The organism is Paraconexibacter antarcticus (genome assembly GCF_024220175.1).
In the GTDB taxonomy this organism is placed as follows: Bacteria; Actinomycetota; Thermoleophilia; order Solirubrobacterales; family Solirubrobacteraceae; genus Paraconexibacter; species Paraconexibacter antarcticus.
This window is the reverse complement of sequence record NZ_CP098502.1, coordinates 2,566,110-2,590,013: the sequence shown is the minus strand read 5'-3', so window position 1 is coordinate 2,590,013 and position 23,904 is coordinate 2,566,110. Positions and strand designations below refer to the sequence as shown.

Genomic DNA, 23,904 nt, shown 5'->3' with positions numbered 1-23,904 from the left:
AGGACACCGTCGCGGCGTCGACGGTTGCCGGGGCCGCTGCTGCGGTCCTTCTGCGAGGGCGCCGCCGGATCGGCACGAGTGCTTAGGGCCGGGTGCGAGCCCCTTCTGACCCCGCGCCCGCTCGGGGCCGCTGTTGGACATCGCCGGCTCGGTCGGCGGCGACCTCGAGCAGGAGCCGGCGGCCGGCGCGGAGCCGTGGGGTGTTGCGGCGGCGTTGACGCGAGAGCTGACCGGCGGAGTTCCCTTCGACCGTTCGGACTCGGCCGCCGCGGGGACGTCCGATGACGAGGGCCTCGTGGGATGCGTGGTGTCCGGCGGGCATCGCCTGGTTCAGCGCGAAGAACACGATGTCGCCCGGTCGCACCGACGCGATCGGGATGCGCGTGAGCCCGTTCACTCAGCGGTCCGAAAGCGCTTTGACGCGATCGAGGTCGCGCTCGCCGCCGCCCACCAGACGACATTCATCACGGTCGGCCTCGCGCCACTACGGGCCGCGGAGAGCACCGCCGATGTCATGGCCCGAGCTGACGCGGACCTCGCCATCCGGCGATCACGACCTGACACGCCGCACTCAGCGCCTCGCCGGCAACACCAGCACCGGCCGCCGCCGGACTGACCCGGTCACAAACGGACCCGGCAGACCTGGCCGAATGGTCGAATCTTCGTGCGGATCGTGACAAACGCGCGCCCCCGGTCTTCCGCGCGGGGGTAGAAGGGGTTTGGTCCTGTCCCGATCCCGAGGAGTCCCATGAGCTCTGCCTCGCCTACCGCCCTGCCCGGACGTCGACGCTCGCCCTTCCACCGCCTCTGGAACCGTGAGCTGACGAGCTATCCGGAGAACGGAACGCGGTACACGAGCCTCGCGATCGTCGTGCTCACGACCGTCATCCTGTATTACCAGCTATATCTTGCCGGCGGCGTCGCGACGAACATCCTCCGCGACCTCCACATGTCGTTCGTCTACTACGTGAACGTCAGCGTCATCGGTTATCTGTTGGGGGCGGTCGCCTCCGTCGTCGCGGGCCTGGCCGATCGCTACGGGCGCGCGAACATCGTGACCTTCGGACTGCTCGTGGTCGGCCTGCTGTGTCTGTTCGCGCTCCCGAACGTGACCTCCAAGACCGGCTTTGCCGCCGTTTACATCGCGATCGGCTTCGTCGAGGGGATCATCCTCGTCGCGACGCCGGCGCTCGTGCGCGACTTCTCCCCCCAGCTCGGCCGCGCATCGGCGATGGGCTTCTGGACGCTCGGACCGGTCCTCGGCAGCCTCGTCGTCAGCGGCGTCGTCTCGAACTCCTCCGACACCACGACCTGGCAGGACCACTACCAACTCGCCGGCATCATCGGCATCGTCGTGTTCGCCATCGCGCTCGTCGGCCTGCGCGAACTCGCCCCTCGGCTGCGTGACCAGCTGATGGTCTCCTCGAAGGATCGCGCGCTCATCGAGGCGCGCGCCAAGGGCCTCGACATCGAGCTGGCGCTCAAGCACCCGTTCCGCCAGATGCTCCACGCCGACATCCTCGGGTCGGCGCTGGCCATCAGCCTGTTCCTGATCATCTACTACGTCGCCGTCGGCTTCTTCCCCGTGTTCTTCCAGACCGTCTTCGGCTACAGCCAATCCAAGGCGAACGCGCTCGGCAACTGGTTCTGGGCGTTCGACGCGGCCTCGCTGCTGCTCGTCGGCGTCCTCTCCGACCGCCTTCGCGTCCGCAAGCCCTTCATGGTCGCCGGCGCCGTGGCGGCGATCGCCTTCACCACGGTCTTCGCCTTCAAGGCGTCGGACGCGGGCACCTCGTACACCACGTTCGTCGTGCTGCTCACGCTGATCGCGGTCTCGCTCGGCACCGCGTTCGCCCCGTGGATGGCGAGCTTCACCGAGACGGTCGAACGGCGCAACCCGGCCCTGACCGCCACCGGCCTGGCCGTCTGGGGACTCATCATCCGCGTCGTGATCGCGGTCTCCGTGTTCTTCGTCCCGAAGATCGTCACGACCGTCACGCCCCTCGTCGAGCGGGGCCCCGTCATCCAGGGCATCCTCGGCGACCAGACCCCGGTCGGGAAGACGACGATCGGCGCGGTCGCCACCGCCGCGGCCGGGCATCCGGACGTCACCACGAGGCTCACCGCGATCAAGCAGCGGGACGGCGTCCTCATCAAGGCGCTCCAGGAGAACCCGACGGTCGCGCAGGCCCTCACCGCCGCCCAGGCGGCCGGGGTGAAGCCGACCGCCGCCCAGCTGGCGCAGGTCCGGCAGGCGCTCGGTGACGCGGCGTTCGCCATCCTCGTCAAACCCGGGACGCCGGCCGACCTGACATACCTGGCGACCACCGCACCCAAGGCGCTCGGCGCCGCCGAGTTCGCCGCCCTCAGCGCCCCGCCCCCGGCGCTCGAGCAGGCGCTCACCACGTTGGCGACGGACGGCCCCGGCGTCGCGAAGGCTGCCGCCGACTCACCCGACCAGTGGCGGACGTACTTCCTGATCGGCGCCGCCGGCCAGGTCGTCTTCATCCCGCTGGTCTTCCTGATGGCGGGCTTCTGGGACCCGAAGAAGGCGAAGCGCGCCGAGGAGGAGCACGCGGCGATGATCGAGGCCGAGATGGCGCGCCTCAGCGGGACCGGCCCACGGACCGCCTGACCACGAGGACCCGGCGATCGCCGCGGCGCGCGCGAGCGTCGCGGCGCCGACGACACCGGCGGCGTCGGCGAGCGCCACGGAGACGAATCGGAGGTCAGCGGTACTCGTTGATCAGGCCGCGGAGCATCTGGCGTTGCTGGGTGCGCGAGGTCAGGTCGACGACCTCGCCGTCGTCGTGATCGGGAGGGAGTTGCCGGCAGGCCTGGTGAGCGCGGTGGGCCATGTGGTGCGTTTAATACTGGCGAGAGCGCCGCGTCAATGCCGTTTGTTGCGGATCAGCCGGTGGTCCAAGCACTCTCGGCGGAGGGTGCCGACGAATCGCTCGGCGCATGCGTTGGCCATCGGCTTGCACGTGTGTCAACGGTCACAGATCCATCCCGTTCTCACGACGCTTATCGCCCTTACCGTGCCGCACGACGAGCGAACCGCGCCGCACGTCCAGATCCGTCTCGCTCAGCGTCGGTGCCTCACTGATCCGCAGGCCAGTTCACCGGGGTCCGCGCCAGTGCGCGCATCCGCAGCGCGCATGGACTGGTCCCGCGCGCCCGCATGACCGCGATGATCTCCTCGACCCCCGGCGGGGCCGCTCGATAGCGCATCCCCTTGTTCGCCGGGGCTCGGCCGGCAAGATAACCCGGCGCGGTCGCGGGCGAGCCGCAGAGCACCCAACGAGGTCCACACCTACCGAAGCCGACATGCCGACTCCTCAGTCGAAGTCACCGTCGTCTCCGGATGCTCCTCATCACTGCAGAAAGCGAGCCGATATTGCCGTGCTGAGTCAGGTGCAAAGCAGCACTGCGGCGCCCCCGCCCGTGTCGCCGTCTCTCCCGCTTCCCGTTTCGCGTGGAGGGGAGCGTTTCGGCACCGCCGCCCCTCGACGGCTACTCCAGGTCGAAGGCCATCGCGATTGCCTCGGCGAGGGCTGGTTCCTGGCGGTCGAGCAGGACACCAGTCTGCTGACCAAGCGCCGCGACGGGGATCGTTGTGATGTTGTCGCAGCTCACCACCGACGGGCCGGAGAGGCCGTTGGGCGGCCCGACCGGGACCTCGGTGGAGAGGCCGCGGATCGTGGTGGTGATCGGTGCGACGGTGACCGACCTCAGGTGAGCGCGCACCAGTTCGCGGGTGAGCACCAGGACCGGGCGGGTCTTGTCGAGCCGCGCGATATGGATGGGGCGCATCAGTCCAGGTCCAGCGGCACGCGCGCGGCGTACTCGGCCAGGCCCGCGAGCTCCGGGTCGCCGCCGGCGCGCGCGAGGATCTCGGCGTCGCGGGCGGCGGCGAGCCGGCGACGTTCACGCTCAAGCGCGCGGGTGACGACGGCAGCCCGGCTGCGCTCATCCCCCGACTCGACCACACGATCGACAAACGCCACCAACTCGTCCGACAGACGCACCGCGATCTGCTTACTCATAGGCTCATGGTACCGATCCGGTACCACCCCGCGATCGAGTCCAGAGCCCGACAGCAGCACCGAGAGCGCGCCCGTCCCGCGGCCTCAGATCAACGTGGCGTCCGGCACCGGCTCGCCGCCCAGATCGACCGCAAACGCGGCCGACAGCTTCGCTGCCGCGTCGGTCCGCGGCACGTGATGGACGTACCGCATGGTCGTGGTGATCGACTGATGACCCATGTAGGCCTGCACGTCGGTGAGCGGGAAGACCCGGACAGCGATCGTGCCGAAGGTGGGGCGCAGGTCGTGGAAGGTCATCGGGTTGCCCTTCTCGCGCACGTAGCCCAGGCCGGCGTCGGCGAGGCCGCGGTAGAACTCGTCGCGCACCCGCTTGTCGTCAAGGAGGCCGCCCTCGCGCGTGGGAAAGACGAGCGCCTCGGGCCCGGCCGGCAAGCCGTGCCGCACCAGGTGCCGGCTCACGCGGTCGAGCGCCACGGCGGCCACATCGATCACGGGGACCGACCGCGCATGACGCGACTTGGGTGCGTTCAGCTTCGAGCCGGCGGGCGCGGACACCGGCGCGTTGCGGCGCACGTGCAGCGTCGCGCCGGCGGAGTCCACGTCGCGCCAGCGCAGCGCGCGCAGCTCGCCGAACCGCAGCCCGGTGTAGGCGGCAATACGAAGGAGGTCGGCCATGACCGCCCGGCGCTCGGTCATGACCTCGAGCCCCCGCGCGTCGATGTCCAGGGTCTCCGCGCCGGAGGCGGCCCGGTAGTGCGGCACCTGGTGGTCGCGCACGGCCGCGATCGCCCGGGCGACGGCCTCGACCTGCCCCGGCTCGAGGTCGTTGAAGTCGCTGCCGGCCTCGGGCTGCGGGATGATCGCCGGGTTCTCCCCGAGCCACCCGAGGGCGACGGCCCGCGCGAGGATCATCCGCAGCATGATCATCCGGTGACAAACGGTGGCGCGCCCGGGGATCTGGCCACCGGGCGGCGGCACGGTCAAGCAGCGCTCCTGGTACTCCTCGAGCTGCCGTGGGGTGATCTCCCGCAAGAGCAGCTCGGGCGGGAACGCCTGGGCCAGGACGTTCACCACGGACTCGTAGCCGCGCAGCGTGCTCGGCGCGATTGCCCCGCGGCGCCCGCCGACCGTCGCCGCATGGCCCAGGAACGCCGCCGTTGCCTCCCCCATCGTCTTGTTGCGTGCCCATGAGGGCGTGGCCGCCTTCGCCCGCTCGCCGTCGAGGATCTCCTCGAGAACCGCCGCGGCGGCCTTCGGCGTCAGGTGACCGACCGGACACGAGCCGACGGCCGCACGCCACACCGTCGCCCCGCGCGAGCTGCGCCGCGCGCTCGGCTTCACCCACGCAGGCCCCAGGACCCGCCGCCGCTTGACCTTCCCGCTGTCGACGGGCCGACACCTGGAGAACATGATCGGGAACATGATGAGACGTTCAGTTTCGAACGTCTCTCCAAACAGGTCGTTTTGCAGGGACAAAACGAGCACCCCCACCAGGATTCGAACCTGGGACCTGCAGATTAGAAGCGCGGCGCCCCCTGCTCGTGGCGTGCGTGCTCGTCCGTCAGATCGCCCATTCCATCGGGGATCACGAGGCCCGGGTCGGACTGGCCCGCACGCTCCCGCACACCGGAGTCCGACCCCGGTCCGACCCCTTGTGCTCCCCCGAAGAGGTCCAGCGGGGCGCCGACGCCGTCGTCGAGGAGGTGCGCGTAGACGGTCAAGGTGAACGCCGGCGAGTGGTGGCCGAGCCACTTGCTCACCTGGACGATGTTGCGTCCCTGGTCGATGAGCGTCGACGCGCAGAAGTGCCGGAACGCGTGGAACCCGGCCCAAGGGACACCGGCCTCCTGGGCGGCGGGCATGAGCGTGCGCTTGCGGAGGTTCTCGTCGGCGATCGGCGTCCCGGTGGTCGACGGGAACGCGAGGTCGTCGGGGTGCGGCCACTCGGTCTGCGCGTGACGGGCCCGGAGGGCGTAGACGAGCGTCGGGGACAGCGGGACCGACCTCCGGGAGTGCTCGGTCTTCGGCGGGCCGAAGACGCCGCGGACGCACGCGCGGCGGACGCGGAGGTGCGCGGCGCCGCCGTCGAGCGTGAGGTCTCGCCAGCGCAGCGCCGTCGCCTCGCTGAACCGCAGGCCCGTCTCGGCCAGGAGGTGGAAGAACGTGCGGTGGCGCTGGTCGACGATTGTCATGAACGTGTCGAACTCCTCGCGGGTGAGCGTCTTCGCGGGGCCCTCGTCGTCCTCGTCGTCGATGCCGGCGGCGAACTTCCGCAGCCGGTCCCGGCCGGACGGCAGGGTGACGTCACGGGAGACGTTCGTCGGGATGAGGCCCTCCTCGGCCGCGGTCGCGAGCAGAGCCGAGAGCGGCGCGAAGAGGCGGCGCATCGTGGCGTCGGCGATGTAGTCGCCCTCGTCGCCGCCGTCGCGGGCCGCCAGGCGGTCGATGACGCGCCGCAGGTCCGCGGCGGTGATCGAAGCCACGGCGCGCGCGGAGAGGCTCGGGAGCCAGTAGAGCTCGATGTGGCGGCGGTAGTCGTTCCGGGTGCGCTCGCGGACGGCGCCGCGGCGGCCGGCGTAACGCCCGCGGGCGGGCTCCTGGCCGTCGGCGCGGGTCAGGTCGGCGCCGTAGAGCTCGCGGGCGTAGCGGCCGAACGTCGCCTTGCCCACCTCCGGCGCAGCAGGGGCTCCCTCGCGGGCTTCGCGCTCGCGGTCGGCCTTCCGGGTGCGGGCGTCGGCGAGCGTCTCTGCGGTGGCCCGCTGCCGCTTGCCGGCGGCGTTCGTCCACTCGTAGACGTACCGGGCGCCGCGCTTGTAGATCCCCGGGTACTTCGTGGCGACGAGCTTCGCGCCGGCCATCAGCGCCCTCCCCCGTCTCGTGCCTCGTGCGGCCGCGGCGCGCGGAGCTCGCGGACGAGCGCGTCGCGCTGACGAGGCGTGAGGTCCCACAGCGCCAGGTCGGGGCCCACGTCGGCGCGCGAGAGGATCTGGCGGGCGTACCACCGGCCCACGCCGCGGCAGGCGGCAAGGAGCTGGCGAACGGTGAGCCGGTCGAGCGCGGGGTGCGTCGCGTCGACGTGCTCGGCCGCGAGGTCCCGCGAGACGTGGCCCGGGGTCGCGGTGCGGATGTCGCGCAGGATGCGGGCGCGGACGGTTCGGGTGCGGGTCGCGGCCGCGGTGCGGCCGGTCGTCGTGGTCGTGGTGGTGGTCATGCCGAGGCCTCCCAGGTGCCGGGGCGGTCGATCTCGCGGACGACGCGGTCGACGAGGTGGTGTGCGTCGGGCCTGCGCGGCGAGTCGGCCGCGAGACCGTAGAGGGCGTGCGCGATGAGGTCGAGCTCGCCGGTGCTGAGGATGATCTGGTGCTGGTTGTGCGCGCGGGGCCGGAGGGTGCCGAGGTGGCGCTCGACGGCGTGCGCGTCGGCTCGGGCGGCGCGGCGCGCGTCCTCGGGCGTGTCGGGCGCCTCGAGGATGCGCTCAAGGGCGCGGAGGTGCGTTGCGACTCGGGCGTAGTCGCGCGAGCCGAGGACCTTGGCGGTCGTCCTGTAGCGCGGGGCGCGGGCGGCTGAGCTCGTCATGCGAGCGCCGGTGCTGCGTCGAGGAGCTCGAGGATGGTCGCGAGCGTGTGGCGTTCGTCGCGCTCTTCGTCGGCCTCGCCCGGGCCGCTCCAGTCGCAGTTCTCGAGGAGGTTTCGCTGGCCCTCGGCGAGCCACGCGAGCGTGGACGTCAACTCTTCGGGCGGCATCGTGAGGTGGTACTCGGTCCGGGGGTCATCCGGGGACCATCCGAGGTCGTCGAGGAGCCACAAGGTGCGGTGCATGTGTCGGCGCCAGGTCGGGCCCTCGGTGCCCTCCGCGAGCGCGATCACGGCGAGGTCGAAGTAGAACACGACGAGCGGCTGCAGCGCGGCGCGCTGGGCCGCGGTGACGAGCGCCATCGCGCTGGTCTCACCGGTACGGTGCGGGTGCATGGGAGTTACGGCTCCTTTGCCATGCCCCGGGATCGCTACCAACGGTCGCCGGGGCGCTTTTGTATGGAGACGCGAGCGTACTCTCGCCCTCGGCGGGGTCAAGCGCACTTCCCTGTCACTTCGAAGGGACGCAGACCGGACGGCTGTGCAGCCGGGGTGGCTGGCGTTAGGGTCGCGGCTCGTGGCTACCGCTCTCGGGATCGTCGCCGTCGTCGTGTCGCTGGCCTCGCTCGGGCTCGGGGTCGTGAACTTCCGCTCGCAGGCGGTGAGGCGGCGCCTCGACGCGCTGGAGCTCCGCGAGAAGTCGGTCCCCGGGATCGTGAGGTCGCTCGACAGCGTGTCGCAGCGGATCGAGAAGCAGCGGGTACCGCTCGCGCTGGAGCGGATAGCCACGGCGCTCGAGTCACAGCGCGAGGACGACGTGCCCTGAGTCACCGGTCACGCGCTGATCGGGTCGGGTGGGGTCGAGGCCGGCGCGGAATGTCGCCGAGCGTGCGCGGCGCTGGGCGTCGAGGTCGTAGCGGGAGAAGCGCGTGAGCCCGTCGGGGTCCAGGCGCCCACCGGTCCAGGTGCCGTCGGCGACGCCGCGGCGGAAGGCTGCGTAGCTGATCGCGAGGTGCGCGGCCGCCTGTCGCGACGTCAGCCACTCGCCGACTGGCGCGGATGGGACGGGTCGTGCCGGCGGTGCCGGGTCGGTGTTCGGCGGGGGCACGAGCGTGAGGCGAGGACGATCGGTCACGGAGCGACGTCGGAGCGGTAGTAGCCGAGGAAGCCCTTGGGGCCGGTGGTGGTTGCGGGGCCCTTCTCGGGGTCGCCCTGCATGCCCATGGAGATCGCTTGGCCGTTGCCGACGTAGACGGTCACGTGGGTCGTGTGGGCTTCGCTGTCGCCGAAGAAGCAGAGGTCGCCGGGGACGGGGGCGCCGATCTTCGTGCAGTGCGCGATGAGCGAGCCGGTGGCGCCGATCGGCGAGTAGTCCTGGTGGTTGGGGTCCGGGAGGCCGGCGGCCTTGTAGCAGAGGGTGGCAAACGCGCTGCAGTCCATGGTCCGGGGTGCGGGGCCGAAGAGGGTGCCGCGGTTTCCGCGTGCGTTCACGTCCTCGGTGTAGACGTACTTGTCCTTCTGCTGCAGGGCGATCTCGGCGGCCTGGGCGACGCCGGCGAGCTTCCCCTTGGTCACGGTGTTCGTGGTCGGCATCGCGACCGCTCCGGTCGCCGTGTCCTGCGCGCGGGGCTCGGGCAGCGGCTCGGGCGGGAGGACGAGCGTGAAGGTGGTGTGGATGTCGGCGAGGTTGTTGCGGGTGGCGTCCTGGACGATCCAGCGGCCGTCGGCGGGCCCGCAGCCGCGCAGGACGAACACCTCGCCGGCGCGGTACTGGTCCGGGGCGCACACGAGGTCCAGGTGAACCTCGGAGGGGGCGTCGGCCTTCGCGACGCGTGAGGGCGTCTTCTTCTTCCCGGTGGTCGGCTGCACGTGGGTGAACGACGTGTTGTCGACGCTCGTGTCGAGGCGGCTGATCATCGCCCGGTCCTCCACCCGGTCCAGGTACAGGGCGGGAGTCTGGCCGATCAGGTCCGGCCCCGACATGAAGTACACGCTGAGCGTGTCGGCAAACCAGAACCAGTCGACCTCCTGCGCCAGGCGGCTGCCGCAGTCCCAGGAGTCCTCGTCGGGGTTGTCGAGGGTGCCGCGGGTGAGCTGGCTTACGTCGCTCACGGGGGCGGCGGAGGCGCCGGAGAGGGCGTCGGCTTGGGAGCCGAGCGCGATGCCGCCGTAGGCGGCGATGATCGCCCGGGCCTCCGGCGCCCACTGGCCGTAGAAGCTCCCGGGCTCCCCGGACGCCTCGACCTTCGTGGCGATCTCGCCGGGATCGCTCACGGTGCGGGAGAGGGCCATCGCGCCGCCGGCCTGGAAGCCCTTGCCGCCCTTCAGGAACGCGGCGGCGAGCGCCGTGGGGTCGTGCACGTCGATGTTCGCGGGGTCGCCCTGCAGGACGCCTTGGTACTTCGCGGTGAAGGTGTCGGGGGCGGCGCCCATGTCCGACTCGCCGATCCCTGCGCAGATCAGCGCGACGGTCGCGAGCGGCCCGGCCTTGAGCAGTTCGGCGGTGCCGAGCAGCGCGTTGATGTTCGCGATCTGCACCGCGTTCGCCGGCTGGCCTTTGACGGTGATCGCCGCTTTCGGATGCACGCCGCGGGACTTTGAGGCCTTGGCGGCGGCGGCCTTCTGCTGCGCCGGGGTCTGCACGATCGTGGTGCCGGAGAGCGCGGTGAGCTGCGCCGGCGTCGCGGACGAGCTGGCGACGGCGGTCGTCGTGTCCGCGGCGAGGGGCTGCACGTCGGGCAGCGACGGGCAGACGAACCGGAGCTTGGGCACCCCGCCGGTGCGGCCGACTTCGTCGACGTTCGACTTCAGGAACTGCGCGCGGGTCGTCGTGCCGGGCGGCACGGTCTTCGGTCCCCAGTGATCGCGCAGGTACGCGACGACCCGGTCCTCGAAGGTGAGGGTGACGTTCGGGCCGCTGAGGTCCAGGGAGGCGTCGACGCCGACCAGGCGCCACCACGAGTCCGACCCGTCTGGATAGTTCACCTCGATCGTGTCGAGGCGGCCGTTCTCGTCGAGGTCGAGGAAGCCGCTGGTGAGGATGACCCAGTCGGGGTCGATGAGGTCGACGGTGAGGGTGCTCGCCCCGCTGATCTGTGAGCGGGTCTGGATCTCGCTGATCGCGGAGGCGAGGTCGATCGTCGACGGCGTCTTTCCCCCCGCCGAGCGCGTGATGTCGGCCGCGACGAGGTGCGGGATGGCTTGAGCGTCGGAGCGGTCGTCGAGCGTGTCAGTCACCGGTCAGGACCTCCAGCCGCCGCAGAAACCCGAGGATCTCCGCCTCGACGAACTCATCGATCCCGTGCTTTTCGCGGTAGGTCTTCGGGTCGCCGGTGAGGGCGCAGTGCCGTTCGCGCTCGTCGGCCATTTGGTAGAGCTGCCCGACGGTCTGGATCCCGACGCGTTGCAGGGCTTCGCGCGCCCGTTCGCTGAGCACGTCCTCGGCGCCGCTAGGGGACATGACGTGCCGGATGTCGTCAATCGTGGCGTCGATCCCTGAATCTGGCCAGATCACGTCCGAGGCCTTCAGCTGCAGGCCGCCTTCTTCCACAACGAGCTGGCGAAGCGTCTGCAGCTGCGCTGCGGTGGCCTCGGGCAGCTCGCTCTCGAGGAGGTCGTCTAGCGACGAGACGACGACGGTCGCGAGGTACTGAACCTTGGGATGAGGACGGGTCATAGGGCCTTGATAACCGAGAGGGGCACCTTGATGTGGGTCCCGAGCGGAAGGTGCTTGATGAGGTCCTGGTCGATGGACGGACCGAGGTGCAGCTTGCGGTTTGCGCGGTTGGCCTTCAGGACCTCGACGGCGGCGGAGTGCAGCGGGTTGTGGGCGTCGAAGATGGTGATCTTGCGGATCGTGTTGTGCGCGCTCGTGACGGGGAAGCTGGTGAACTGGTCCGCGAGCGGCTTGCGCGCCTGAGCCCGGACGGCGGGCGAATCCGCCGACATAGAGAACGACGTGGCCACGTACTCGGTCAGCGTGACGGTGACCGCCTGGCGGGTCCGGTCGCCGTGGGCGTTGCGGATCGGGTTGGTGTCGAACGCGAGGCTCGTCACGACCCACCGCAGGCCGTCGGTCTGGTACTGAGCGGGGACCAGAGCGCTCGTCACCCCGTGGGCGTCGACCGTCGACACGACGACGAGGGGCGAGTCGCCGCGCGCCGGCTGCCCGATGCCGGTCCGCTCGAAAAGAACGCCGCGGCCGCCCATCCACTCGAGCTTCTGGATGTCCGCCTCGACGTCGCCGGCGGGGCCCTTAGCGGCGTCGAAGAGGATCGGTATCTCGAGCGTCAGGGGGTCGTACCCGTCGAGGACGGTGATGCCCTTGCGTTGCGGCCGCGGGATGACGTTCCACCGCGCGAATCCGCCCGTAGGGGTCGGGCCACCATCGCCCGCGAGCACCGTGAACGTCTCCTTCGCGAAGTGCGCGCCGTCCGTGATCGATCCGATGAAGGTGATGTGCTGCGCGCGTGTCGACGGGCGCGCCGCAGCGGGCCGGGGACGCAGACCGGGAAGCAGTCCGCTCCCGACCGAGACGTCGCCCGTGATGGTGATGCGCACGCTCATGCGCCGCTCCTGGCGACGAGAGGTTCTCTGGCGTCGCGTGCGGTCACAGGTCCGCCGGCGGGACGAGGGACTTCTGCAGCGTCGCGCGCTCGCTCACGAGGCGGGCGTGCTCGTCGTCGAGCTCGCGGATCAGCTGCGTCCGGCGGGCGGTGTGCTCGAGGAGCTCGTCGGCGATGCGCGCCAGGCGCTTCTCGGTGCGGGCGTGATCGCGAGCGTGCCGGGCGCGCCAGGCCTCCTCCCTGGCGTCGCGTGCGGCCTGCGCCCGGATGCGGGCCTGCCGGCTGCGTTCGTTGGCTTCGGCGATCTGATCGGAGAGCGCCTCGTGGGAGCTCGGGACCGGGACACCGCCGAGTGAGCTGTCGCGTGCGGCGGCTTCGGCTTCCAGGCGCTCCAGGCGGGCGAGCAGGTCGGCGTCGGTGCTCACGGGCGGTTCCCCTCGGTCTCGCGGGCGATGCGCGCAGCGTCAGCGGTCGCGCGTCGCTCGAGATGGTCGTTCAGCAGGACGGCGCACTCGTAGCGGCCCTGGGCGGCGAGCTTGTGCGGGCCGGCCGCGGCGTGCGCGCCGTACAGCAGCTCTCCGACGGCGACCTCGAGCGCCGCGACGCGCGCGGCGAGCGCGGCGAGCGCGGCCTGCTCGGCGGCGCGGTCGGGCTCCGCGGCGGCGCTCACGACTGCCACCCGGCCTGGACGACCATGCCGGTGCCCGTGAGGACGGCGATGCCGGTCGGGATCCGGGCGACGAGCGCGGCGGCGTAGGTGCGCATCTGCACGCGGGCCTGCAGCGTGTCGGACTGGACCTCGGTGAACACGCTCATCCTGGGGACCGACTCCCAGAGGAGCATGTCCGTCGGGCGGCAGGCGAGGATCGCGTCCTGGGTGCCCGGGGCGCCGCCGAGGGTCTGCGGGATGGCGTCGTCGGGGAAGACCGGCCAGCCGAGGAGCGACGCCACGCGGGAGGGGCGGCCGTCGTCGAAGAGGTACGGGACGGCCGGCGGCGGGGTGTGTCCGGGGACGGCGAGCGGGAGTCCCTGCCCGTCCTCAGCAGATCCGAGCCAGGCCCAGCGCGCGGTGCGCATGAGCCAGACCTGGGGCGGCATCAGGCGGTTGTTCCCGATCCGGGCGGCGGCCTGCCCGGCGTACGGGAGCATCTTCGGGCCGGTCGGGGTGCCGTCGGTGTAGGTGACGGCGTTCGCGGCGCCGGCGCCGGTCGGGACGTTGAGCAGGCCGAGGATCTGGCCATTGGCGCCGGTGCCGGCGACGAGCTGCTGCTCGAGCTGCGCGTCGTAGGCGGCCGTGGCGTCAGCCCAGATGATCTCGTCCAGGTGGCCGCCGCCGACGGGGCTCTGCTCGAGCGCCTGCAGGCTGACGTCGACGCTCGCGGGGATGAGCGTCACGGGCGAGGTGACCGCGGCGTCGGTGACATCGGCCTCGGCCACGGCGGTGGTGTCAATGTGCGGCGTGCCGTTCGCGCCGACGATCAGCCGCGGGACGCTGACGCTCTGGCAGCCGCCGGGGAGCTCGTAGGCGCCGGGGATGAGGTCTGCGAGGACGCGGCCGGGGCGCGGCTGCTTGGCGAAGAGGTCGGTGAGCCACAGCGGCGGCGCGAAGCTGCCGCCCTGCCCGGGGTTGCGGCTGGGGTTGACCCTGCGCTCGAAGCTCACGCCGTCTGGGCCGTCGGCGCGGCGCTCGCGTGCCGGTCGGGAGCGCGTCTCGAGCTCGACCTCGCGGTCGTGACGGTCCAGGCGGGCGCGGGCCTCGGTTCCGTCGTTGCCGGACGCCAGGAGCTGGTCCACGAACCAGGAGTGCGGGGACTCCTCGGCGTAGGTGAGCGGTTCGACGGAGATCTCGACGCGGTGCTCGAAGTCGATCGCGCGGCTGGCCCACCGATCGGAGTCCGCGAGGGCTCGGTCGACGCTGGGCAGGTCGGTGCGTCCGCCGAGGTCGATCGCGCTGGCCGCGCGGCGGGCGTGCGCGTCGCGCTGCTTGACGGCGTGGGCGGCGAGGACCCGCAGCTCGTCGCGGGTGATCGGCGGGTCGGTGGACGTGCGGCTCATGTGCGGCTCCTGCTGATGGCGGTGGCGGGGTCGATCCCGTAGGCGAGGACGTCGAGGACTTCGCCGGCGAGCGCGGCTGCCTGGCGAAGGAACGGCGGGGCGGCGGTGTCGGTGGCGAGCGCGGCGGCGAACGCGCGACGCCTGTCGATGACGCGGTCCGGGAGCATCCGGACGCCAAGGGAGAGCTCGTCCAGCGTCATCGCCCGGCCCGCCCTGCCCGCAGCAGGATCAGCTGCTCCTGCGCCAGTTGGAGGGAGTCCGGGCCGACCGCGCCCGCCGTCGGCCGCGAGTGTGGCGCCAGCGCGCGGGCGCGCGAGCGGAGTGCAACAGACGTCGCGGGGTTCGCGGGGTTCGCCACGACGGAGACGTCGCCGCCGTCGAGGCTCAGGCTGCGGATGGTGCGCAGCGTGCCGTCGGGGGACCAGCTGTCGATCGCGTCCTTGAAGGCGAAGCTCATCGCCGAGAGCGCGCCGCTGCGCAGCTTGCTGGCCAGGAGTGCGCAGTCGGCGTCGTCGGGGTCCAGGTCGGCGCTCACGAGTAGGCCGTTGGCGTCTTCGGCCAGGCGCAGACGCCCGCTGCCGGTGCGGGCGAGCGGGAGCCCGCTGCCGGCACGGCCGTGATTCATGTTCAGCACGACGTCCGGCGCGCTGGCGAGCGCGTTGCGGAACGCGCCGGGCGCGATCTGCTCGCGGAACGGGCCGTAGTCGTACGCGTCGAAGGTGGAGGCGTACCCCTCGAGCTTCAGGACGCCGTCGGAGGAGCGGAGCGAGAGCCCAACGGCGCAGGCCCTCACCTCGAAGTCGGTGGCGGTGCTCATGATGCGGTCCCTTCGGTCGGAGAGGAAGGCGTTCCCGTCGTCGCGGGTCCGCGCCCGGGACGCACACCGTTGGGGCCTCCCGAACGACGGACCTCATCGGACCCCGGACGCGGACCCGCCACGACGGTTGGACGACATGCAGCGCACTGGACGGCCGCGCCGTCAGCGGTGCGCACGAAGGTGACGAGCTGGCCGCAGCCCGGGCAGGTGCCCACAACGATCGAGCCGCCGCGGATACCGCCCGGGGCGCTGGGCTCGTCGCCGACGAACGTCGCCGGGTCGCCGATCGCTGACGTCCCCCGGCAGGGCGGACAGAGCCCGTGCTGCGGGCCGTCCTGCTCGGGCGGGAACCCCGCGGCGCAGACTGCGCAAGCACGCTCGGTGTCCTTCGGTGAGCGAGTCGCCGCCATCAGTGCCAGACCCTCGAAGTCGGATTCGACCGCTGCGTCGGCGGAACGGGGCTGCAGCGTTCGTGCGCCGGGACGTAGCGCAGGGTCGGGGCATCGCAGACGAGCTTCCAGGCGGCGTCGGCGCCGATGACCTCGGCGCAGACGCTGCAGGTAACGTCGCCGCGGGCGACCCGTTCGGCCCAGCGGCGTCGAGCGGCGGTCAGGCGGGTTCGGCCGGCGTCGGTGATCTCGCTCATGCTCAGTACCAGACCCTCGAGTGCCGGGTGGGGGCCTGCGCGGCGCGGGGCGACGGCGGCCGGCGGCCGGCGGTCGCGCGGTTGCAGCGGGCGTGCGACGGGCCGATGTAGCGCGAGCGGTCCTGGTCATCGTGGTCGAGGTCCCAGGGCTCCCCGGGCTGAATCAGGCGGCGACAGCGAGCACACGCGACGTGGCCCTGCTCGACCTCGCGAGCCCAGCGCCGGCGCAGGCGCTTGTGGGCGTAGTTGTAGCCGCGGTCGGTCGTGCTAGCCATGCTGGCTGCGACCCTCCAGAGCATCGGGGGGAGAAATGTCGACGGCGTGGGTCGACACACCCACCGGTCCAGAGTCTGGACGCACACGCCCCCCTGAAACCCCACGACCAAAGGGCGAAAGGGCTACGCGCGCCGTCGCTCGCGCCCACTCCGGCGACTTTCTCTCCCCGGCAAGATCCGCGCGACGTGACGCCAGACGAGGCGTGTCCCACGGCGTCGCCTCGTTGATCGCCACGTCGATGAAGTCCGCGGCGGTGAGGAAGCGGCCGAGGCGCATCTCGAGGCAGCCGACGCACAGGTAGCCGGCGGGCGCGCCAGCCTGGGCCCACACGGTGTGGCTGACCATGTACCGCTCCCACGCGCCGTCGTGGCGACACCACGGGCGGTTCGTGCACGGCATCGTGTCTGTGGCGCAGTCCTCGCAGGGTGCGGGCTCGAGCGGGTCGCCGAGCCGGTGCGCGCGCGGGCCAGGCAGGCGCCAGCGGATGCGGTCGAGGACGCTCACGCCTGGCTCCGCTGATGCCGGGCGATGCGCGCCGCGTTCTCGGCGTGCGCCTGGTCGATGGCGTCCTGCGACACGCCGAGGCGAGCGAGGACCTCGCGGCAGGTGAACTCGGCGGACCGGGCGCCGCGCGCACTCGGCTCGGCGACGAGCCCGGTGAGCTGCACGTGGAGGCCGACGAGCATCGCCTGCGCCGCGGTGATCGCCTGCTCGTACGCGCTCGCCACTGTGTCGCCGCTCTCAAGCATCGACGGTGCCCTCGATGGCCTGCGCCGCGCGCCCTGCCTTCCACCGCTCCTCGTACTGCTGCGAGGCAGCGGCCACCAACTTGACCGCAGCGAGAAGCTCGACCTTCGGCGCGACCACGCTCGAGAGGTAGGTCTGGCACTCGGCGAGGTGGCGGGTCATCGACGCCAGCGCGTCGGGCGTCGGGTTGCTCTCGAGGGCGTGGCGCTCCTCGAAGAGGTCCTTGATCGGGCCCTCTGCGAGGGCTTCGAGCACGTCGCGGTAGGCGGTGTCGCGGTTCAGGATCACGACTACATGCTCCGGCCTGATGAGGCAGAAGCTGACCCGGCTTGGCCCGGCAGTCCCTTCGCCTCCGCGACAGCGCGCCATGCGTTGCGCTCGTCGGTCAGCACCTCGACGCGCTCCATCAGTCGCCAGATCTCCGCGTGCAGCTCCTCGCGCTCGTCCGCGAACTCGGCTATGACGAGGGAGCGCAGGTCGGCCGCCGACGGCGCCGGCAGACGCCGCCATAGGCGCCTGGCGGGCATCGTGCTCGTCCAGTCCGTCTCGAGCTCCTCCGGGTGCGCCTTCACAAAGTCACGGACGGCGCGGGAGAACGTCGACCTGGAGAACCTTGCGGCGGACGCACGTTCACGGATGTCCGTGGCCGAGCGCCACTCGCCGTCAGGTGGCAGGCCCTCGTCCTCGAACCATGCCAGCGCTGCCGCGCGGCTCACGTCCGCCTCCTGGTCGCCGACCACGGCCGGAGATCGGGGCTCGGGTCGCGCGCGAGCTGGGCCAGCGGCGGCGGTGCCACGCGGATGCGGCGGGCGTGGTCGTAGCGCGCCACCTGAAGATCCATCAGGCGGCGTCCGGGTCGGGGACGAGGAAGATGGCCGGCTGGGGGTCACGGCCCACGACACCCGCCCCCTTAAGGGGGTCGGGCCGGGTGTCGATGGCGTCGTGAGGTCGCGTGACCCCGTCGTGAGCAGTGTTGGTGGGCTTTCGTGATCCCGCGTGACCTTCGCGTGCGGGGGTCACGCTCGGGGTCACGGGGGTCACGGCCGTGTTCGCGGCCGCGTATCTCGCGGGCTTCCCGGGTGTCGTCGGGAGCTTGCGCGCGTCGCCGCTGAAGTGCAACGCGTCGAGGGTGCGGCGGGCTTTCTCGACGTCCGCGGGGCTGACGCTTCCGTACAACGCCCGCGCGGCGTCTCGAACCGTGACCGTGTCCTCGGTCCGCAGGAGCTCGAGCGGGTCGATGTCCTGCACGACCGTGCTCAGGCCAGCCTCGTGGTCGTGGACGACCCTCAGCGGACCGACGACGTCGGCGGGTTGCTTGAGGTGCAGCAACTCGACGATCGGGTCGCCCGCCTGGCCGTGCAGCAGGACGACGCTCCCGGCGCCGGCGGTGATCCAGGTCGAGCCGTAGACGTCGTCGAGCTTCGTGGGCTTGCTGTTCTCGCCGCCGCTCTTGCGCTGATGGTGCAGAGCGCACACCTCGATGCCGGCCTCCGTGAGGTGGGTGAGCATCAGCTTCACGGCGCTGCCTACGGCGTCGTCGCTGAGGCGCACCGCGACGTCCTTGAGCGAGTCGATGACGACCGTGCCTACGCCGTGGAGCGCTGCGACCTGCGCGAGCCGCTCGGGCTCGCTGACCGGATCGAAGTCGAGCGGCCCGCGCCAGACGATGAGCCGCCCGTCGAGGGACGAGAGGTGCTCGGCGGTGACCATGCGCCGTAGCGAGCGGGCGATCTGCGCAGGACGATCCGCCGCGACGTACAAGACCTTCCGATCGGGGTCGGGCGTGACCGTGAGCCCGAGGACCGTCGAGGGCGCCCAGAGGCCTCCGATGCGCGCTAGGACGATCTGCTGGACGAGCGTCGACTTCCCGACGCCGGGCGGCCCGCAGAGAAGCAGCGGCTCACCCATGGACCACAGAACCGAGGTCCCGTCGCCCCAGTTTGCGGGGACGTGCTGCTCCGCATCCCCGATGAATGCCACGCCATCGACGAACGGGCTCATGTTGCCCCGGTCAGGTAGGCGTCGAGCTCGTCGCGGTGGAAGAGGAGCCGGCGGCCGTCTCGGTGGCTCGGGAGCCGGTCGGCGGCGACGAGCTCGTAGACCCGCTTGCGGGCGCAGCGCAGTCGCGCCGCGGCCTCGTCGGGGGTGAGCCATGGCGACGTGGGCTCGCCCTCTGGCTTCAGCCGCGGCGCGAGGAGCGTCGCGAGGCGGTCGAGTGCCTCGTCGTCGAGGGACGAGAGGAACGCGTCGACTATCGCGGCGCTCATGACGCCGCTCCTGCGTGCCGCCGGCCGTGAGGGGCCGGCGGCGGTGGTTCGCCTGGGCCGTCGCCGCCCGAGTCGCCGCTCGCCGCGGAGGAGCGAGTAGCGCTACGCGAGCGGTGCGCCCGCGTGCGGGCGCCCGTGCGGCGGGACGCGGACGGACGTCGCGCCTTGGGAGCCACTGCGGCCCGCTGGCGAGGGAGCTTCGCGAGCCACCTGGAGGTGATCCGATCGTTGGCGCGATCGTGGCGCTCGTCGCGGTGGCGGGAGTCGGAGTAGTCGCACACCTGGACGATCGCGTCCCAGTCTGCGGCGTCGAACCCAGAGCCAGGCGTGCCGATGCCCTCGAGCGTCGCCTCGGCGATCGCGAAGGCCTCGGGGTCGTCGCCGACGATGGCGTTGAGGCGTTCCCAGTCGTCTAGGTCGGGCCATGCGGCGATGGTCTCGTCGGCGACGCCGAACCGACGCAGACGCTTCGGGATCTGGATCGTCCAGTCGTTCGGGTCGGCTCGCGTGAGGCGGACGGCCCATGCGGCGCGCGTCGCGGTCGGAAGGCCTGCGAAGTCGCGTGAGTGCGCGTCGCGGGCAGCGGGGGTGTGAGCGCCGTCTACTCCAGGCACTGTGGTGGTCTTGTCGTGTCGTATCTCATTCGCGCCGACGATCGTGGCGGATCGCTCGGACGGCTCACGCGCGAACGATCAACGCCCGCCTCTCACGTGCGCGAGCGACGGGCGTTGTCGGCGAATGGACAGCCACGAGAGGCAGACCGAGAGTGAGTGTGTCAGGGGACCCGGCGGCACCGGGCGGTGTCGTACGTCTCAGGAGAGAACCCGACCCCGGTCCGACCCCTCGCCCAGTCGGCCTGATCGGCGCTCGGGAGGCGCTCGAAAAGATGCCGTTTTGCAGGTAGTTCCTAGCACCCCCACCAGGATTCGAACCTGGGACCTGCGGATTAGAAGTCCGCTGCTCTATCCAGCTGAGCTATGGGGGCGGGTCCGCGGCGGCACGCGCCCCCGGGCGGGGGCGCGTGGCACGGAATCGGGGCGGCCGGACTTGAACCGGCGACCTCCGCGTCCCAAACGCGGCGCTCCACCAGGCTGAGCTACGCCCCGTGCACCCGGGAACTGTACGGCCCGGGCGGACGGCGGCGCGACGACCTGCGCTCGCCCGCGTGCGTGAGACGACGGCGGGGGCCCCGTGACGTCGGACGAATGTCCAGGACCGGGGACCACAAGCGGCGGCCGGCGCTGCGGCGCCGATGACGGGAGTGCGCCGCCTGTCCCCCCGCCTCGGCGCCCCACCCCCATGCTCTCGCTCCGCTCACGCCTGCTCTCGCTCGCCGCCACCGCCGTCACGGCCGTCGCGGTCGTCCCCGCCGTCACGGCCTCGCCGGCCACCGCGGCGAGCCTCCCGTGCGTCACGGTGCCCGGCGTCGTCTCGACCTGCCCCGCCCCGGCGCGCGAGGCGTGCCGGAACGAGTCGCTCGTCCCGACGCGCGGCAACCTCGGCGCCGTCGGGCGCGCGACACTCTGCCTCGTCAACCGCCAGCGCGCGCGCCACCACCTCGCGCCGCTCACCGCGCAGCGCACGCTGTCGCGGGTCGCACGTCGCTTCGCCGGGCTCCTCGTCGCCGACCGCTTCTTCGACCACACGACGCCGAACGGCACGACGATGGTCGACCGGATCAAGCACACGAGCTACCTGCGCGGGGGCCTGTCGAGCTGGTACATCGGCGAGAACATCGCCTACGGCACCGGCGTCCTCGCGACCCCGAAGGCGATCGTCACCGCGTGGATGCACTCCCCCGGCCACCGGGCGAACATCCTGGACCGGCACTTCCGCGAGGTCGGCCTCGGCGTCGCGATGGGCGCGCCGGACGGCTCGGCCGGCGGCGCCACCTACGTGCACGACTTCGGCGGCCGCGTCCGCTGACCGGCGGCCCGCCCGGGCCGCCACGCCGCGACGCGGCGCTACCGTCCTCGCGGATGGCCGAGATCCAGCCGCTGCGGGCCGTGCACCACGCCCTGGATCGGGTCCCGTCGCTCAGCGCCGTCATCGCCCCGCCGTACGACGTGAGCGACCCGGTCATCCGCGCCCGGCTGCTGGCTCGCACGCCGCTGAACATCGTCGCGGCGGACCTGCCGGACCCCGACCGCCCGGACGACCACGGCGACCCGGCCGGCCGCTACGCGCACGCCGCCGAACTGCTGCGCGAGTGGGCGGACACCGGCGTCCTCGTCCGCGACGAGCGACCGGCGCTGTGGGCCCTCGAGCAGCGCTTCCCCGGCCCGGACGGTACGACGCTCGTGCGGCGCGGCCTCTTCGCCCGCACGCGGGTGACGGACTACGGGGCGGGCCGCATCCGCCCCCACGAGCGGACGCACCCGGCCGCGGTCGAGGACCGTCTCGAGCTCACGCGGGCGACGCGCGCGAACCTCTCCCCCGTCTTCGCGCTGCACGACGACGCGGGCGGCGAGGTCGCGGCCCTGCTCGCGCCGGTCTTCGCCACGCCGCCCGTGGCGAGCGCCGTCGACGACGAGGGCACCGAGGACCGCCTCTGGCGCATCGGCAACCCCGCGGTCGTGGCCGCGCTCCGGGAGGCGCTGGCCGGCCGCGAGCTGCTCATCGCCGACGGCCACCACCGCTACGAGGCCTCCCGGCGGTACGCCGCCGAGCGCGGCGGCGAGGGCGAGCACCACCTCGCGCTCGTGCTGCTCGTCGCGATGCAGGACGACGGCCTCGTCATCCAGCCCACCCACCGGCTCGTCCGTGGCCTGACGCCGGCGGCCCGCGCCGCCCTCGACGCCCTGCTGGCCCGCGCCTTCGACGTGACCTCCGTCGCGCCGGCCGACCTCGCGCCCCCCGCCGGCGACGGCCCGTTCACGCTCGGGCTGCTCGATCGCGGCGGCCCGGGCGGGGAGCCGAGGGCCCGCCGCGCGGTCCTGCGCGACCCCGCGGTCGCGGACGCCGCGATGCCGCCGGACGTCCCCGCGCCCTACCGCCGGCTCGACACGGCGGTCCTCCAGCACCTCGTCCTGACCCGGACGCTCGGGCTGAGCCAGGACGCGATCGACCGCCGCGACGGGCTCGGCTACGCCCGCAACGACGAGGAGGCCCGCGAGCTCGTCGCCGACGGCACCTACGAGCTCGCGCTCTTCGTCCGCCCGTGCGCGGTCGAGCAGGTCCTCGCCGTCGCCCAGGCGGGCGCGACGATGCCCGCGAAGTCCACCTCGTTCGCCCCCAAGGTCCCCACCGGACTGCTGCTCAGCCCCCTCGGATGACGGCCGCCGGACGGACGGTCGAACACCCCGTCGGATTTGCCGCGGAGGCTCTACCATCGGAGGGACCATGAAGGCTCCAGACGCCATGAAGGCCACCTCGACCCGGTCCGGCGGGTTCAAGCAGACGGTGAAGGTCCGCTCGCACCAGCTGCTCGCCGACGAGCCCGCCAGCGAGGGCGGCGAGGACACCGGCCCGTCGCCCCAGGAGCTGCTCGCCGCGTCGCTCGCCTCCTGCACGGCCATCACGATGGAGATGTACGCCCAGCGCAAGGGCTGGGACCTCGGCGCGACCGAGGTGACGTGTCAGTACACGCCGTCCGACCGCGGCTGCCCGACCCGCTTCGACCTCGTCCTGCGCCTTCCCGACTCGCTGAGCGACGAGCAGGTCTCGCGCCTGCGCGTCATCGCGGCCAAGTGCCCCGTGCACCGGACGCTCGACGGCGAGGTCATGTTCGATGAGCGCATCGAGCGCGTGACGCTCGTCTCCTGACGCCTTCCGCGTGACCACCGCCCCGCGAGCCGCACCGCAGGACCGCGCCGCGCTGGCCGGCGCCCTGCGCGACGTGCTGCTCGACCCCGCCGAGGCGGCGGAGCTCGAGGTCCACGGCCGCACCCAGGCCGCCGTCCTCGTCCCGCTCTACATCGCCGGCGACGGCGAGCTCACCGCGGTCCTCACCCGCCGCCGCGACGACATGCGCCGTCACGCCGGCGAGATCTCGTTCCCCGGCGGCCGCCGCGACGAGGACGAGAGCGACCTGCGCGTCACGGCGCTGCGCGAGGCGCACGAGGAGATCGGCCTCGACCCCGTGGGCGTCGAGGTCGTCGGCGCGCTGCAGCCGACGCCGACGATCGCCACCGACTACGCCGTCTACCCGTTCGTCGGGCTGATCGAGCCCGGGCAGGTCTGGCGGCCGTCCGAGCGCGAGGTCGCCGAGGTCCTCGAGCTGCCCCTCACCGCGCTCCGCGCCGGGCACGGCCGGCGCCGGCTGATGCGCCGCGGCATCCCCTTCCGCACCGACGTGTACGTCGTCGGCGAGCATCTCGTCTGGGGCGCGACGGCCCGCATGCTCGGCGACCTGCTCGAGCGTCTGCCGGCCGCAGTCCTCGGCGTCGCCGCCGCCTGACGGGACGCCCCTGAATTGCGACGGGCGGCCACTGGGGCCGCCCGGTCACGAGGGATGTTCGTCTCATTCCCCGTTCGTGCAGGAATTCCTGCATCCGGCGGTGCATCCGGTCACCAGACCGACCATGATGTCCCCATGGAGGAGAAGAAGGCCGACACGCCGCCACGGATGGACCTCTCGAACGTCCGGGACCTGCCGCCGCCCGAGCCGCGTCCGAAGCGCGAGATCAAGGTCAAGCTGCTGCCCTACGACCAGCGCACCGGCATCTCGGCGCACGACCGCCTGCTGGCCGCGAAGGCGAACCGCCCGTCCGCAGCCGAGCGGATCGCGAAGGGGCTGATGGCGCTGCTCGTCGTGGCCGCGCTGCTCGTCGGGCTCTTCTTCCTCCTCAGCGCGTTCGACAGCGGGGAGCCGCCGCCGGCGCCGTGGTCGCACCAGAACGCCCCGATCGTCACGCCGGCGCCGCTGAGCGCCCAGTAACCGGCCGCGCGCTGGCCCGCGCCCCGCCCGC

The 23,904-nt window shown here is 72.3% G+C and carries 35 protein-coding genes and 2 tRNA genes; 8 read left to right on the top strand and 29 right to left on the bottom strand.

Annotated elements, in window-relative coordinates; translation table 11 throughout:
• Positions 1 to 133: 133 nt before the first annotated feature.
• Complete coding sequence (locus NBH00_RS12840) at positions 134 to 616, top strand: hypothetical protein (protein ID WP_254568993.1); 483 nt, start codon at positions 134 to 136, stop codon at positions 614 to 616.
• A 132-nt stretch (positions 617 to 748) separates the two neighbouring features.
• A complete protein-coding gene (locus NBH00_RS12835; RefSeq protein WP_254568992.1) occupies positions 749 to 2,635 on the top strand; it encodes an MFS transporter in 1,887 nt (628 codons plus the stop codon).
• Positions 2,636 to 2,729: 94 nt separating this feature from the next.
• Here the strand turns inward: NBH00_RS12835 and NBH00_RS25255 are convergent, their stop codons facing one another.
• From NBH00_RS25255 to NBH00_RS12800, 9 genes are all read right to left on the bottom strand, one after another.
• Complete coding sequence (locus NBH00_RS25255) at positions 2,730 to 2,858, bottom strand: hypothetical protein (protein ID WP_302182630.1); 129 nt, start codon at positions 2,856 to 2,858, stop codon at positions 2,730 to 2,732.
• Between the two features lie 32 nt (positions 2,859 to 2,890).
• Positions 2,891 to 2,977, bottom strand: a complete 87-nt coding sequence (locus tag NBH00_RS25510) for a hypothetical protein (protein WP_367401326.1) — start codon at positions 2,975 to 2,977, stop codon at positions 2,891 to 2,893.
• 539 nt (positions 2,978 to 3,516) lie between these two features.
• On the bottom strand, positions 3,517 to 3,816 hold the full coding sequence (locus NBH00_RS12830) for a type II toxin-antitoxin system PemK/MazF family toxin (RefSeq protein WP_254568991.1): 300 nt from the start codon (positions 3,814 to 3,816) through the stop codon (positions 3,517 to 3,519).
• Positions 3,816 to 4,049, bottom strand: coding sequence for a hypothetical protein (locus NBH00_RS12825; protein ID WP_254568990.1), 234 nt, complete (start codon positions 4,047 to 4,049; stop codon positions 3,816 to 3,818). The genes NBH00_RS12830 and NBH00_RS12825 overlap by 1 nt, the downstream gene beginning before the upstream one ends.
• A gap of 84 nt (positions 4,050 to 4,133) precedes the next feature.
• Positions 4,134 to 5,540 carry a tyrosine-type recombinase/integrase gene (locus NBH00_RS12820; protein WP_254568989.1) on the bottom strand — a complete coding sequence of 469 codons (1,407 nt, stop codon included), beginning with the start codon at positions 5,538 to 5,540 and terminating at the stop codon, positions 4,134 to 4,136.
• 26 nt (positions 5,541 to 5,566) lie between these two features.
• On the bottom strand, positions 5,567 to 6,907 hold the full coding sequence (locus tag NBH00_RS12815; RefSeq protein WP_254568988.1) for a tyrosine-type recombinase/integrase: 1,341 nt from the start codon (positions 6,905 to 6,907) through the stop codon (positions 5,567 to 5,569).
• Positions 6,907 to 7,260, bottom strand: a complete 354-nt coding sequence (locus tag NBH00_RS12810; RefSeq protein WP_254568987.1) for an NFACT family protein — start codon at positions 7,258 to 7,260, stop codon at positions 6,907 to 6,909. Before NBH00_RS12810 ends, NBH00_RS12815 begins: the two co-directional genes overlap by 1 nt.
• Complete coding sequence (locus NBH00_RS12805) at positions 7,257 to 7,625, bottom strand: hypothetical protein (RefSeq protein ID WP_254568986.1); 369 nt, start codon at positions 7,623 to 7,625, stop codon at positions 7,257 to 7,259. Before NBH00_RS12805 ends, NBH00_RS12810 begins: the two co-directional genes overlap by 4 nt.
• On the bottom strand, positions 7,622 to 8,017 hold the full coding sequence (locus NBH00_RS12800; protein ID WP_254568985.1) for a hypothetical protein: 396 nt from the start codon (positions 8,015 to 8,017) through the stop codon (positions 7,622 to 7,624). Before NBH00_RS12800 ends, NBH00_RS12805 begins: the two co-directional genes overlap by 4 nt.
• Before the next feature lie 181 nt (positions 8,018 to 8,198).
• Between NBH00_RS12800 and NBH00_RS12795 the strand changes: the two genes are divergently transcribed.
• Complete coding sequence (locus NBH00_RS12795) at positions 8,199 to 8,447, top strand: hypothetical protein (RefSeq protein WP_254568984.1); 249 nt, start codon at positions 8,199 to 8,201, stop codon at positions 8,445 to 8,447.
• Here the strand turns inward: NBH00_RS12795 and NBH00_RS12790 are convergent.
• The 20 genes from NBH00_RS12790 to NBH00_RS12700 form a co-directional block, all read right to left on the bottom strand.
• Positions 8,421 to 8,756, bottom strand: coding sequence for a hypothetical protein (locus NBH00_RS12790; protein ID WP_254568983.1), 336 nt, complete (start codon positions 8,754 to 8,756; stop codon positions 8,421 to 8,423). The genes NBH00_RS12795 and NBH00_RS12790 overlap by 27 nt on opposite strands.
• Positions 8,753 to 10,858: an NlpC/P60 family protein gene (locus NBH00_RS12785; protein ID WP_254568982.1), complete on the bottom strand. Its 2,106-nt coding sequence runs from the start codon at positions 10,856 to 10,858 to the stop codon at positions 8,753 to 8,755. The genes NBH00_RS12790 and NBH00_RS12785 overlap by 4 nt, the downstream gene beginning before the upstream one ends.
• Positions 10,851 to 11,297 carry a hypothetical protein gene (locus NBH00_RS12780; protein ID WP_254568981.1) on the bottom strand — a complete coding sequence of 149 codons (447 nt, stop codon included), beginning with the start codon at positions 11,295 to 11,297 and terminating at the stop codon, positions 10,851 to 10,853. The genes NBH00_RS12785 and NBH00_RS12780 overlap by 8 nt, the downstream gene beginning before the upstream one ends.
• Complete coding sequence (locus NBH00_RS12775) at positions 11,294 to 12,187, bottom strand: hypothetical protein (RefSeq protein ID WP_254568980.1); 894 nt, start codon at positions 12,185 to 12,187, stop codon at positions 11,294 to 11,296. Before NBH00_RS12775 ends, NBH00_RS12780 begins: the two co-directional genes overlap by 4 nt.
• A 43-nt stretch (positions 12,188 to 12,230) precedes the next feature.
• Entirely contained in the window at positions 12,231 to 12,611 is a 381-nt protein-coding gene (locus NBH00_RS12770; RefSeq protein WP_254568979.1) for a hypothetical protein, read from the bottom strand.
• Complete coding sequence (locus NBH00_RS12765) at positions 12,608 to 12,856, bottom strand: hypothetical protein (protein WP_254568978.1); 249 nt, start codon at positions 12,854 to 12,856, stop codon at positions 12,608 to 12,610. The genes NBH00_RS12770 and NBH00_RS12765 overlap by 4 nt, the downstream gene beginning before the upstream one ends.
• The gene (locus NBH00_RS12760) at positions 12,853 to 14,241 is read right to left on the bottom strand and encodes a phage major capsid protein (protein ID WP_254568977.1); all 1,389 of its coding nucleotides are present in this window, start codon (positions 14,239 to 14,241) and stop codon (positions 12,853 to 12,855) included. The genes NBH00_RS12765 and NBH00_RS12760 overlap by 4 nt, the downstream gene beginning before the upstream one ends.
• Positions 14,238 to 14,441, bottom strand: a complete 204-nt coding sequence (locus tag NBH00_RS12755) for a hypothetical protein (RefSeq protein ID WP_254568976.1) — start codon at positions 14,439 to 14,441, stop codon at positions 14,238 to 14,240. Before NBH00_RS12755 ends, NBH00_RS12760 begins: the two co-directional genes overlap by 4 nt.
• Positions 14,438 to 15,058: an HK97 family phage prohead protease gene (locus NBH00_RS12750; RefSeq protein WP_254568975.1), complete on the bottom strand. Its 621-nt coding sequence runs from the start codon at positions 15,056 to 15,058 to the stop codon at positions 14,438 to 14,440. The genes NBH00_RS12755 and NBH00_RS12750 overlap by 4 nt, the downstream gene beginning before the upstream one ends.
• A gap of 409 nt (positions 15,059 to 15,467) precedes the next feature.
• Positions 15,468 to 15,704 carry a hypothetical protein gene (locus NBH00_RS12745; protein ID WP_254568974.1) on the bottom strand — a complete coding sequence of 79 codons (237 nt, stop codon included), beginning with the start codon at positions 15,702 to 15,704 and terminating at the stop codon, positions 15,468 to 15,470.
• Positions 15,705 to 15,706: 2 nt separating this feature from the next.
• Positions 15,707 to 15,979, bottom strand: coding sequence for a hypothetical protein (locus NBH00_RS12740; RefSeq protein ID WP_254568973.1), 273 nt, complete (start codon positions 15,977 to 15,979; stop codon positions 15,707 to 15,709).
• Positions 15,972 to 16,484 carry a hypothetical protein gene (locus NBH00_RS12735; RefSeq protein WP_254568972.1) on the bottom strand — a complete coding sequence of 171 codons (513 nt, stop codon included), beginning with the start codon at positions 16,482 to 16,484 and terminating at the stop codon, positions 15,972 to 15,974. The genes NBH00_RS12740 and NBH00_RS12735 overlap by 8 nt, the downstream gene beginning before the upstream one ends.
• Complete coding sequence (locus NBH00_RS12730) at positions 16,481 to 16,729, bottom strand: hypothetical protein (RefSeq protein ID WP_254568971.1); 249 nt, start codon at positions 16,727 to 16,729, stop codon at positions 16,481 to 16,483. The genes NBH00_RS12735 and NBH00_RS12730 overlap by 4 nt, the downstream gene beginning before the upstream one ends.
• Positions 16,722 to 17,015 (bottom strand): hypothetical protein, encoded by a 294-nt coding sequence (locus NBH00_RS12725; protein WP_254568970.1) that lies wholly within the window; start codon positions 17,013 to 17,015, stop codon positions 16,722 to 16,724. Before NBH00_RS12725 ends, NBH00_RS12730 begins: the two co-directional genes overlap by 8 nt.
• A 2-nt stretch (positions 17,016 to 17,017) precedes the next feature.
• Positions 17,018 to 17,443, bottom strand: coding sequence for a hypothetical protein (locus NBH00_RS12720; RefSeq protein ID WP_254568969.1), 426 nt, complete (start codon positions 17,441 to 17,443; stop codon positions 17,018 to 17,020).
• Positions 17,440 to 17,568, bottom strand: a complete 129-nt coding sequence (locus tag NBH00_RS25250) for a hypothetical protein (RefSeq protein ID WP_302182629.1) — start codon at positions 17,566 to 17,568, stop codon at positions 17,440 to 17,442. Before NBH00_RS25250 ends, NBH00_RS12720 begins: the two co-directional genes overlap by 4 nt.
• Complete coding sequence (locus tag NBH00_RS12715; RefSeq protein WP_254568968.1) at positions 17,568 to 18,728, bottom strand: AAA family ATPase; 1,161 nt, start codon at positions 18,726 to 18,728, stop codon at positions 17,568 to 17,570. The genes NBH00_RS25250 and NBH00_RS12715 overlap by 1 nt, the downstream gene beginning before the upstream one ends.
• The gene (locus NBH00_RS12710) at positions 18,725 to 18,994 is read right to left on the bottom strand and encodes a helix-turn-helix domain-containing protein (RefSeq protein WP_254568967.1); all 270 of its coding nucleotides are present in this window, start codon (positions 18,992 to 18,994) and stop codon (positions 18,725 to 18,727) included. The genes NBH00_RS12715 and NBH00_RS12710 overlap by 4 nt, the downstream gene beginning before the upstream one ends.
• A gap of 911 nt (positions 18,995 to 19,905) precedes the next feature.
• Positions 19,906 to 19,979: transfer RNA gene (locus NBH00_RS12705), tRNA-Arg, on the bottom strand.
• Positions 19,980 to 20,026: 47 nt separating this feature from the next.
• Positions 20,027 to 20,100, bottom strand: a tRNA-Pro gene (locus NBH00_RS12700).
• A 193-nt stretch (positions 20,101 to 20,293) separates the two neighbouring features.
• Here NBH00_RS12700 and NBH00_RS12695 point away from each other — a divergent pair.
• The 5 genes from NBH00_RS12695 (at position 20,294) to NBH00_RS12675 (ending at position 23,873) form a co-directional block, all read left to right on the top strand.
• On the top strand, positions 20,294 to 20,920 hold the full coding sequence (locus tag NBH00_RS12695) for a CAP domain-containing protein (RefSeq protein ID WP_254573688.1): 627 nt from the start codon (positions 20,294 to 20,296) through the stop codon (positions 20,918 to 20,920).
• A gap of 53 nt (positions 20,921 to 20,973) precedes the next feature.
• A complete protein-coding gene (locus NBH00_RS12690; protein WP_254573687.1) occupies positions 20,974 to 22,269 on the top strand; it encodes a DUF1015 domain-containing protein in 1,296 nt (431 codons plus the stop codon).
• 67 nt (positions 22,270 to 22,336) lie between these two features.
• A complete protein-coding gene (locus tag NBH00_RS12685) occupies positions 22,337 to 22,759 on the top strand; it encodes an OsmC family protein (protein WP_254573686.1) in 423 nt (140 codons plus the stop codon).
• 10 nt (positions 22,760 to 22,769) lie between these two features.
• Positions 22,770 to 23,393, top strand: coding sequence for an NUDIX hydrolase (locus tag NBH00_RS12680; RefSeq protein WP_254573685.1), 624 nt, complete (start codon positions 22,770 to 22,772; stop codon positions 23,391 to 23,393).
• A 135-nt stretch (positions 23,394 to 23,528) separates the two neighbouring features.
• Entirely contained in the window at positions 23,529 to 23,873 is a 345-nt protein-coding gene (locus tag NBH00_RS12675) for a hypothetical protein (protein ID WP_254573684.1), read from the top strand.
• Positions 23,874 to 23,904 lie beyond the last annotated feature (31 nt).

What these genes read in the sequence shown, in the direction of transcription:
- NBH00_RS12835 (WP_254568992.1), top strand. Translation starts at nt 749, where the DNA reads ATGAGCTCTGCCTCGCCTACCGCCCTGCCCGGACGTCGACGCTCGCCC.
- NBH00_RS25255 (WP_302182630.1), bottom strand. Translation starts at nt 2,858, where the DNA reads ATGGCCCACCGCGCTCACCAGGCCTGCCGGCAACTCCCTCCCGATCAC.
- NBH00_RS25510 (WP_367401326.1), bottom strand. Translation starts at nt 2,977, where the DNA reads ATGGCCAACGCATGCGCCGAGCGATTCGTCGGCACCCTCCGCCGAGAG.
- NBH00_RS12830 (WP_254568991.1), bottom strand. Translation starts at nt 3,816, where the DNA reads ATGCGCCCCATCCATATCGCGCGGCTCGACAAGACCCGCCCGGTCCTG.
- NBH00_RS12825 (WP_254568990.1), bottom strand. Translation starts at nt 4,049, where the DNA reads ATGAGTAAGCAGATCGCGGTGCGTCTGTCGGACGAGTTGGTGGCGTTT.
- NBH00_RS12815 (WP_254568988.1), bottom strand. Translation starts at nt 6,907, where the DNA reads ATGGCCGGCGCGAAGCTCGTCGCCACGAAGTACCCGGGGATCTACAAG.
- NBH00_RS12810 (WP_254568987.1), bottom strand. Translation starts at nt 7,260, where the DNA reads ATGACCACCACCACGACCACGACGACCGGCCGCACCGCGGCCGCGACC.
- NBH00_RS12805 (WP_254568986.1), bottom strand. Translation starts at nt 7,625, where the DNA reads ATGACGAGCTCAGCCGCCCGCGCCCCGCGCTACAGGACGACCGCCAAG.
- NBH00_RS12800 (WP_254568985.1), bottom strand. Translation starts at nt 8,017, where the DNA reads ATGCACCCGCACCGTACCGGTGAGACCAGCGCGATGGCGCTCGTCACC.
- NBH00_RS12780 (WP_254568981.1), bottom strand. Translation starts at nt 11,297, where the DNA reads ATGACCCGTCCTCATCCCAAGGTTCAGTACCTCGCGACCGTCGTCGTC.
- NBH00_RS12775 (WP_254568980.1), bottom strand. Translation starts at nt 12,187, where the DNA reads ATGAGCGTGCGCATCACCATCACGGGCGACGTCTCGGTCGGGAGCGGA.
- NBH00_RS12760 (WP_254568977.1), bottom strand. Translation starts at nt 14,241, where the DNA reads ATGAGCCGCACGTCCACCGACCCGCCGATCACCCGCGACGAGCTGCGG.
- NBH00_RS12755 (WP_254568976.1), bottom strand. Translation starts at nt 14,441, where the DNA reads ATGACGCTGGACGAGCTCTCCCTTGGCGTCCGGATGCTCCCGGACCGC.
- NBH00_RS12750 (WP_254568975.1), bottom strand. Translation starts at nt 15,058, where the DNA reads ATGAGCACCGCCACCGACTTCGAGGTGAGGGCCTGCGCCGTTGGGCTC.
- NBH00_RS12745 (WP_254568974.1), bottom strand. Translation starts at nt 15,704, where the DNA reads ATGAGCGAGATCACCGACGCCGGCCGAACCCGCCTGACCGCCGCTCGA.
- NBH00_RS12740 (WP_254568973.1), bottom strand. Translation starts at nt 15,979, where the DNA reads ATGGCTAGCACGACCGACCGCGGCTACAACTACGCCCACAAGCGCCTG.
- NBH00_RS12730 (WP_254568971.1), bottom strand. Translation starts at nt 16,729, where the DNA reads ATGCTTGAGAGCGGCGACACAGTGGCGAGCGCGTACGAGCAGGCGATC.
- NBH00_RS25250 (WP_302182629.1), bottom strand. Translation starts at nt 17,568, where the DNA reads ATGGATCTTCAGGTGGCGCGCTACGACCACGCCCGCCGCATCCGCGTG.
- NBH00_RS12715 (WP_254568968.1), bottom strand. Translation starts at nt 18,728, where the DNA reads ATGAGCCCGTTCGTCGATGGCGTGGCATTCATCGGGGATGCGGAGCAG.
- NBH00_RS12710 (WP_254568967.1), bottom strand. Translation starts at nt 18,994, where the DNA reads ATGAGCGCCGCGATAGTCGACGCGTTCCTCTCGTCCCTCGACGACGAG.
- NBH00_RS12695 (WP_254573688.1), top strand. Translation starts at nt 20,294, where the DNA reads ATGCTCTCGCTCCGCTCACGCCTGCTCTCGCTCGCCGCCACCGCCGTC.
- NBH00_RS12690 (WP_254573687.1), top strand. Translation starts at nt 20,974, where the DNA reads ATGGCCGAGATCCAGCCGCTGCGGGCCGTGCACCACGCCCTGGATCGG.
- NBH00_RS12685 (WP_254573686.1), top strand. Translation starts at nt 22,337, where the DNA reads ATGAAGGCTCCAGACGCCATGAAGGCCACCTCGACCCGGTCCGGCGGG.
- NBH00_RS12675 (WP_254573684.1), top strand. Translation starts at nt 23,529, where the DNA reads ATGGAGGAGAAGAAGGCCGACACGCCGCCACGGATGGACCTCTCGAAC.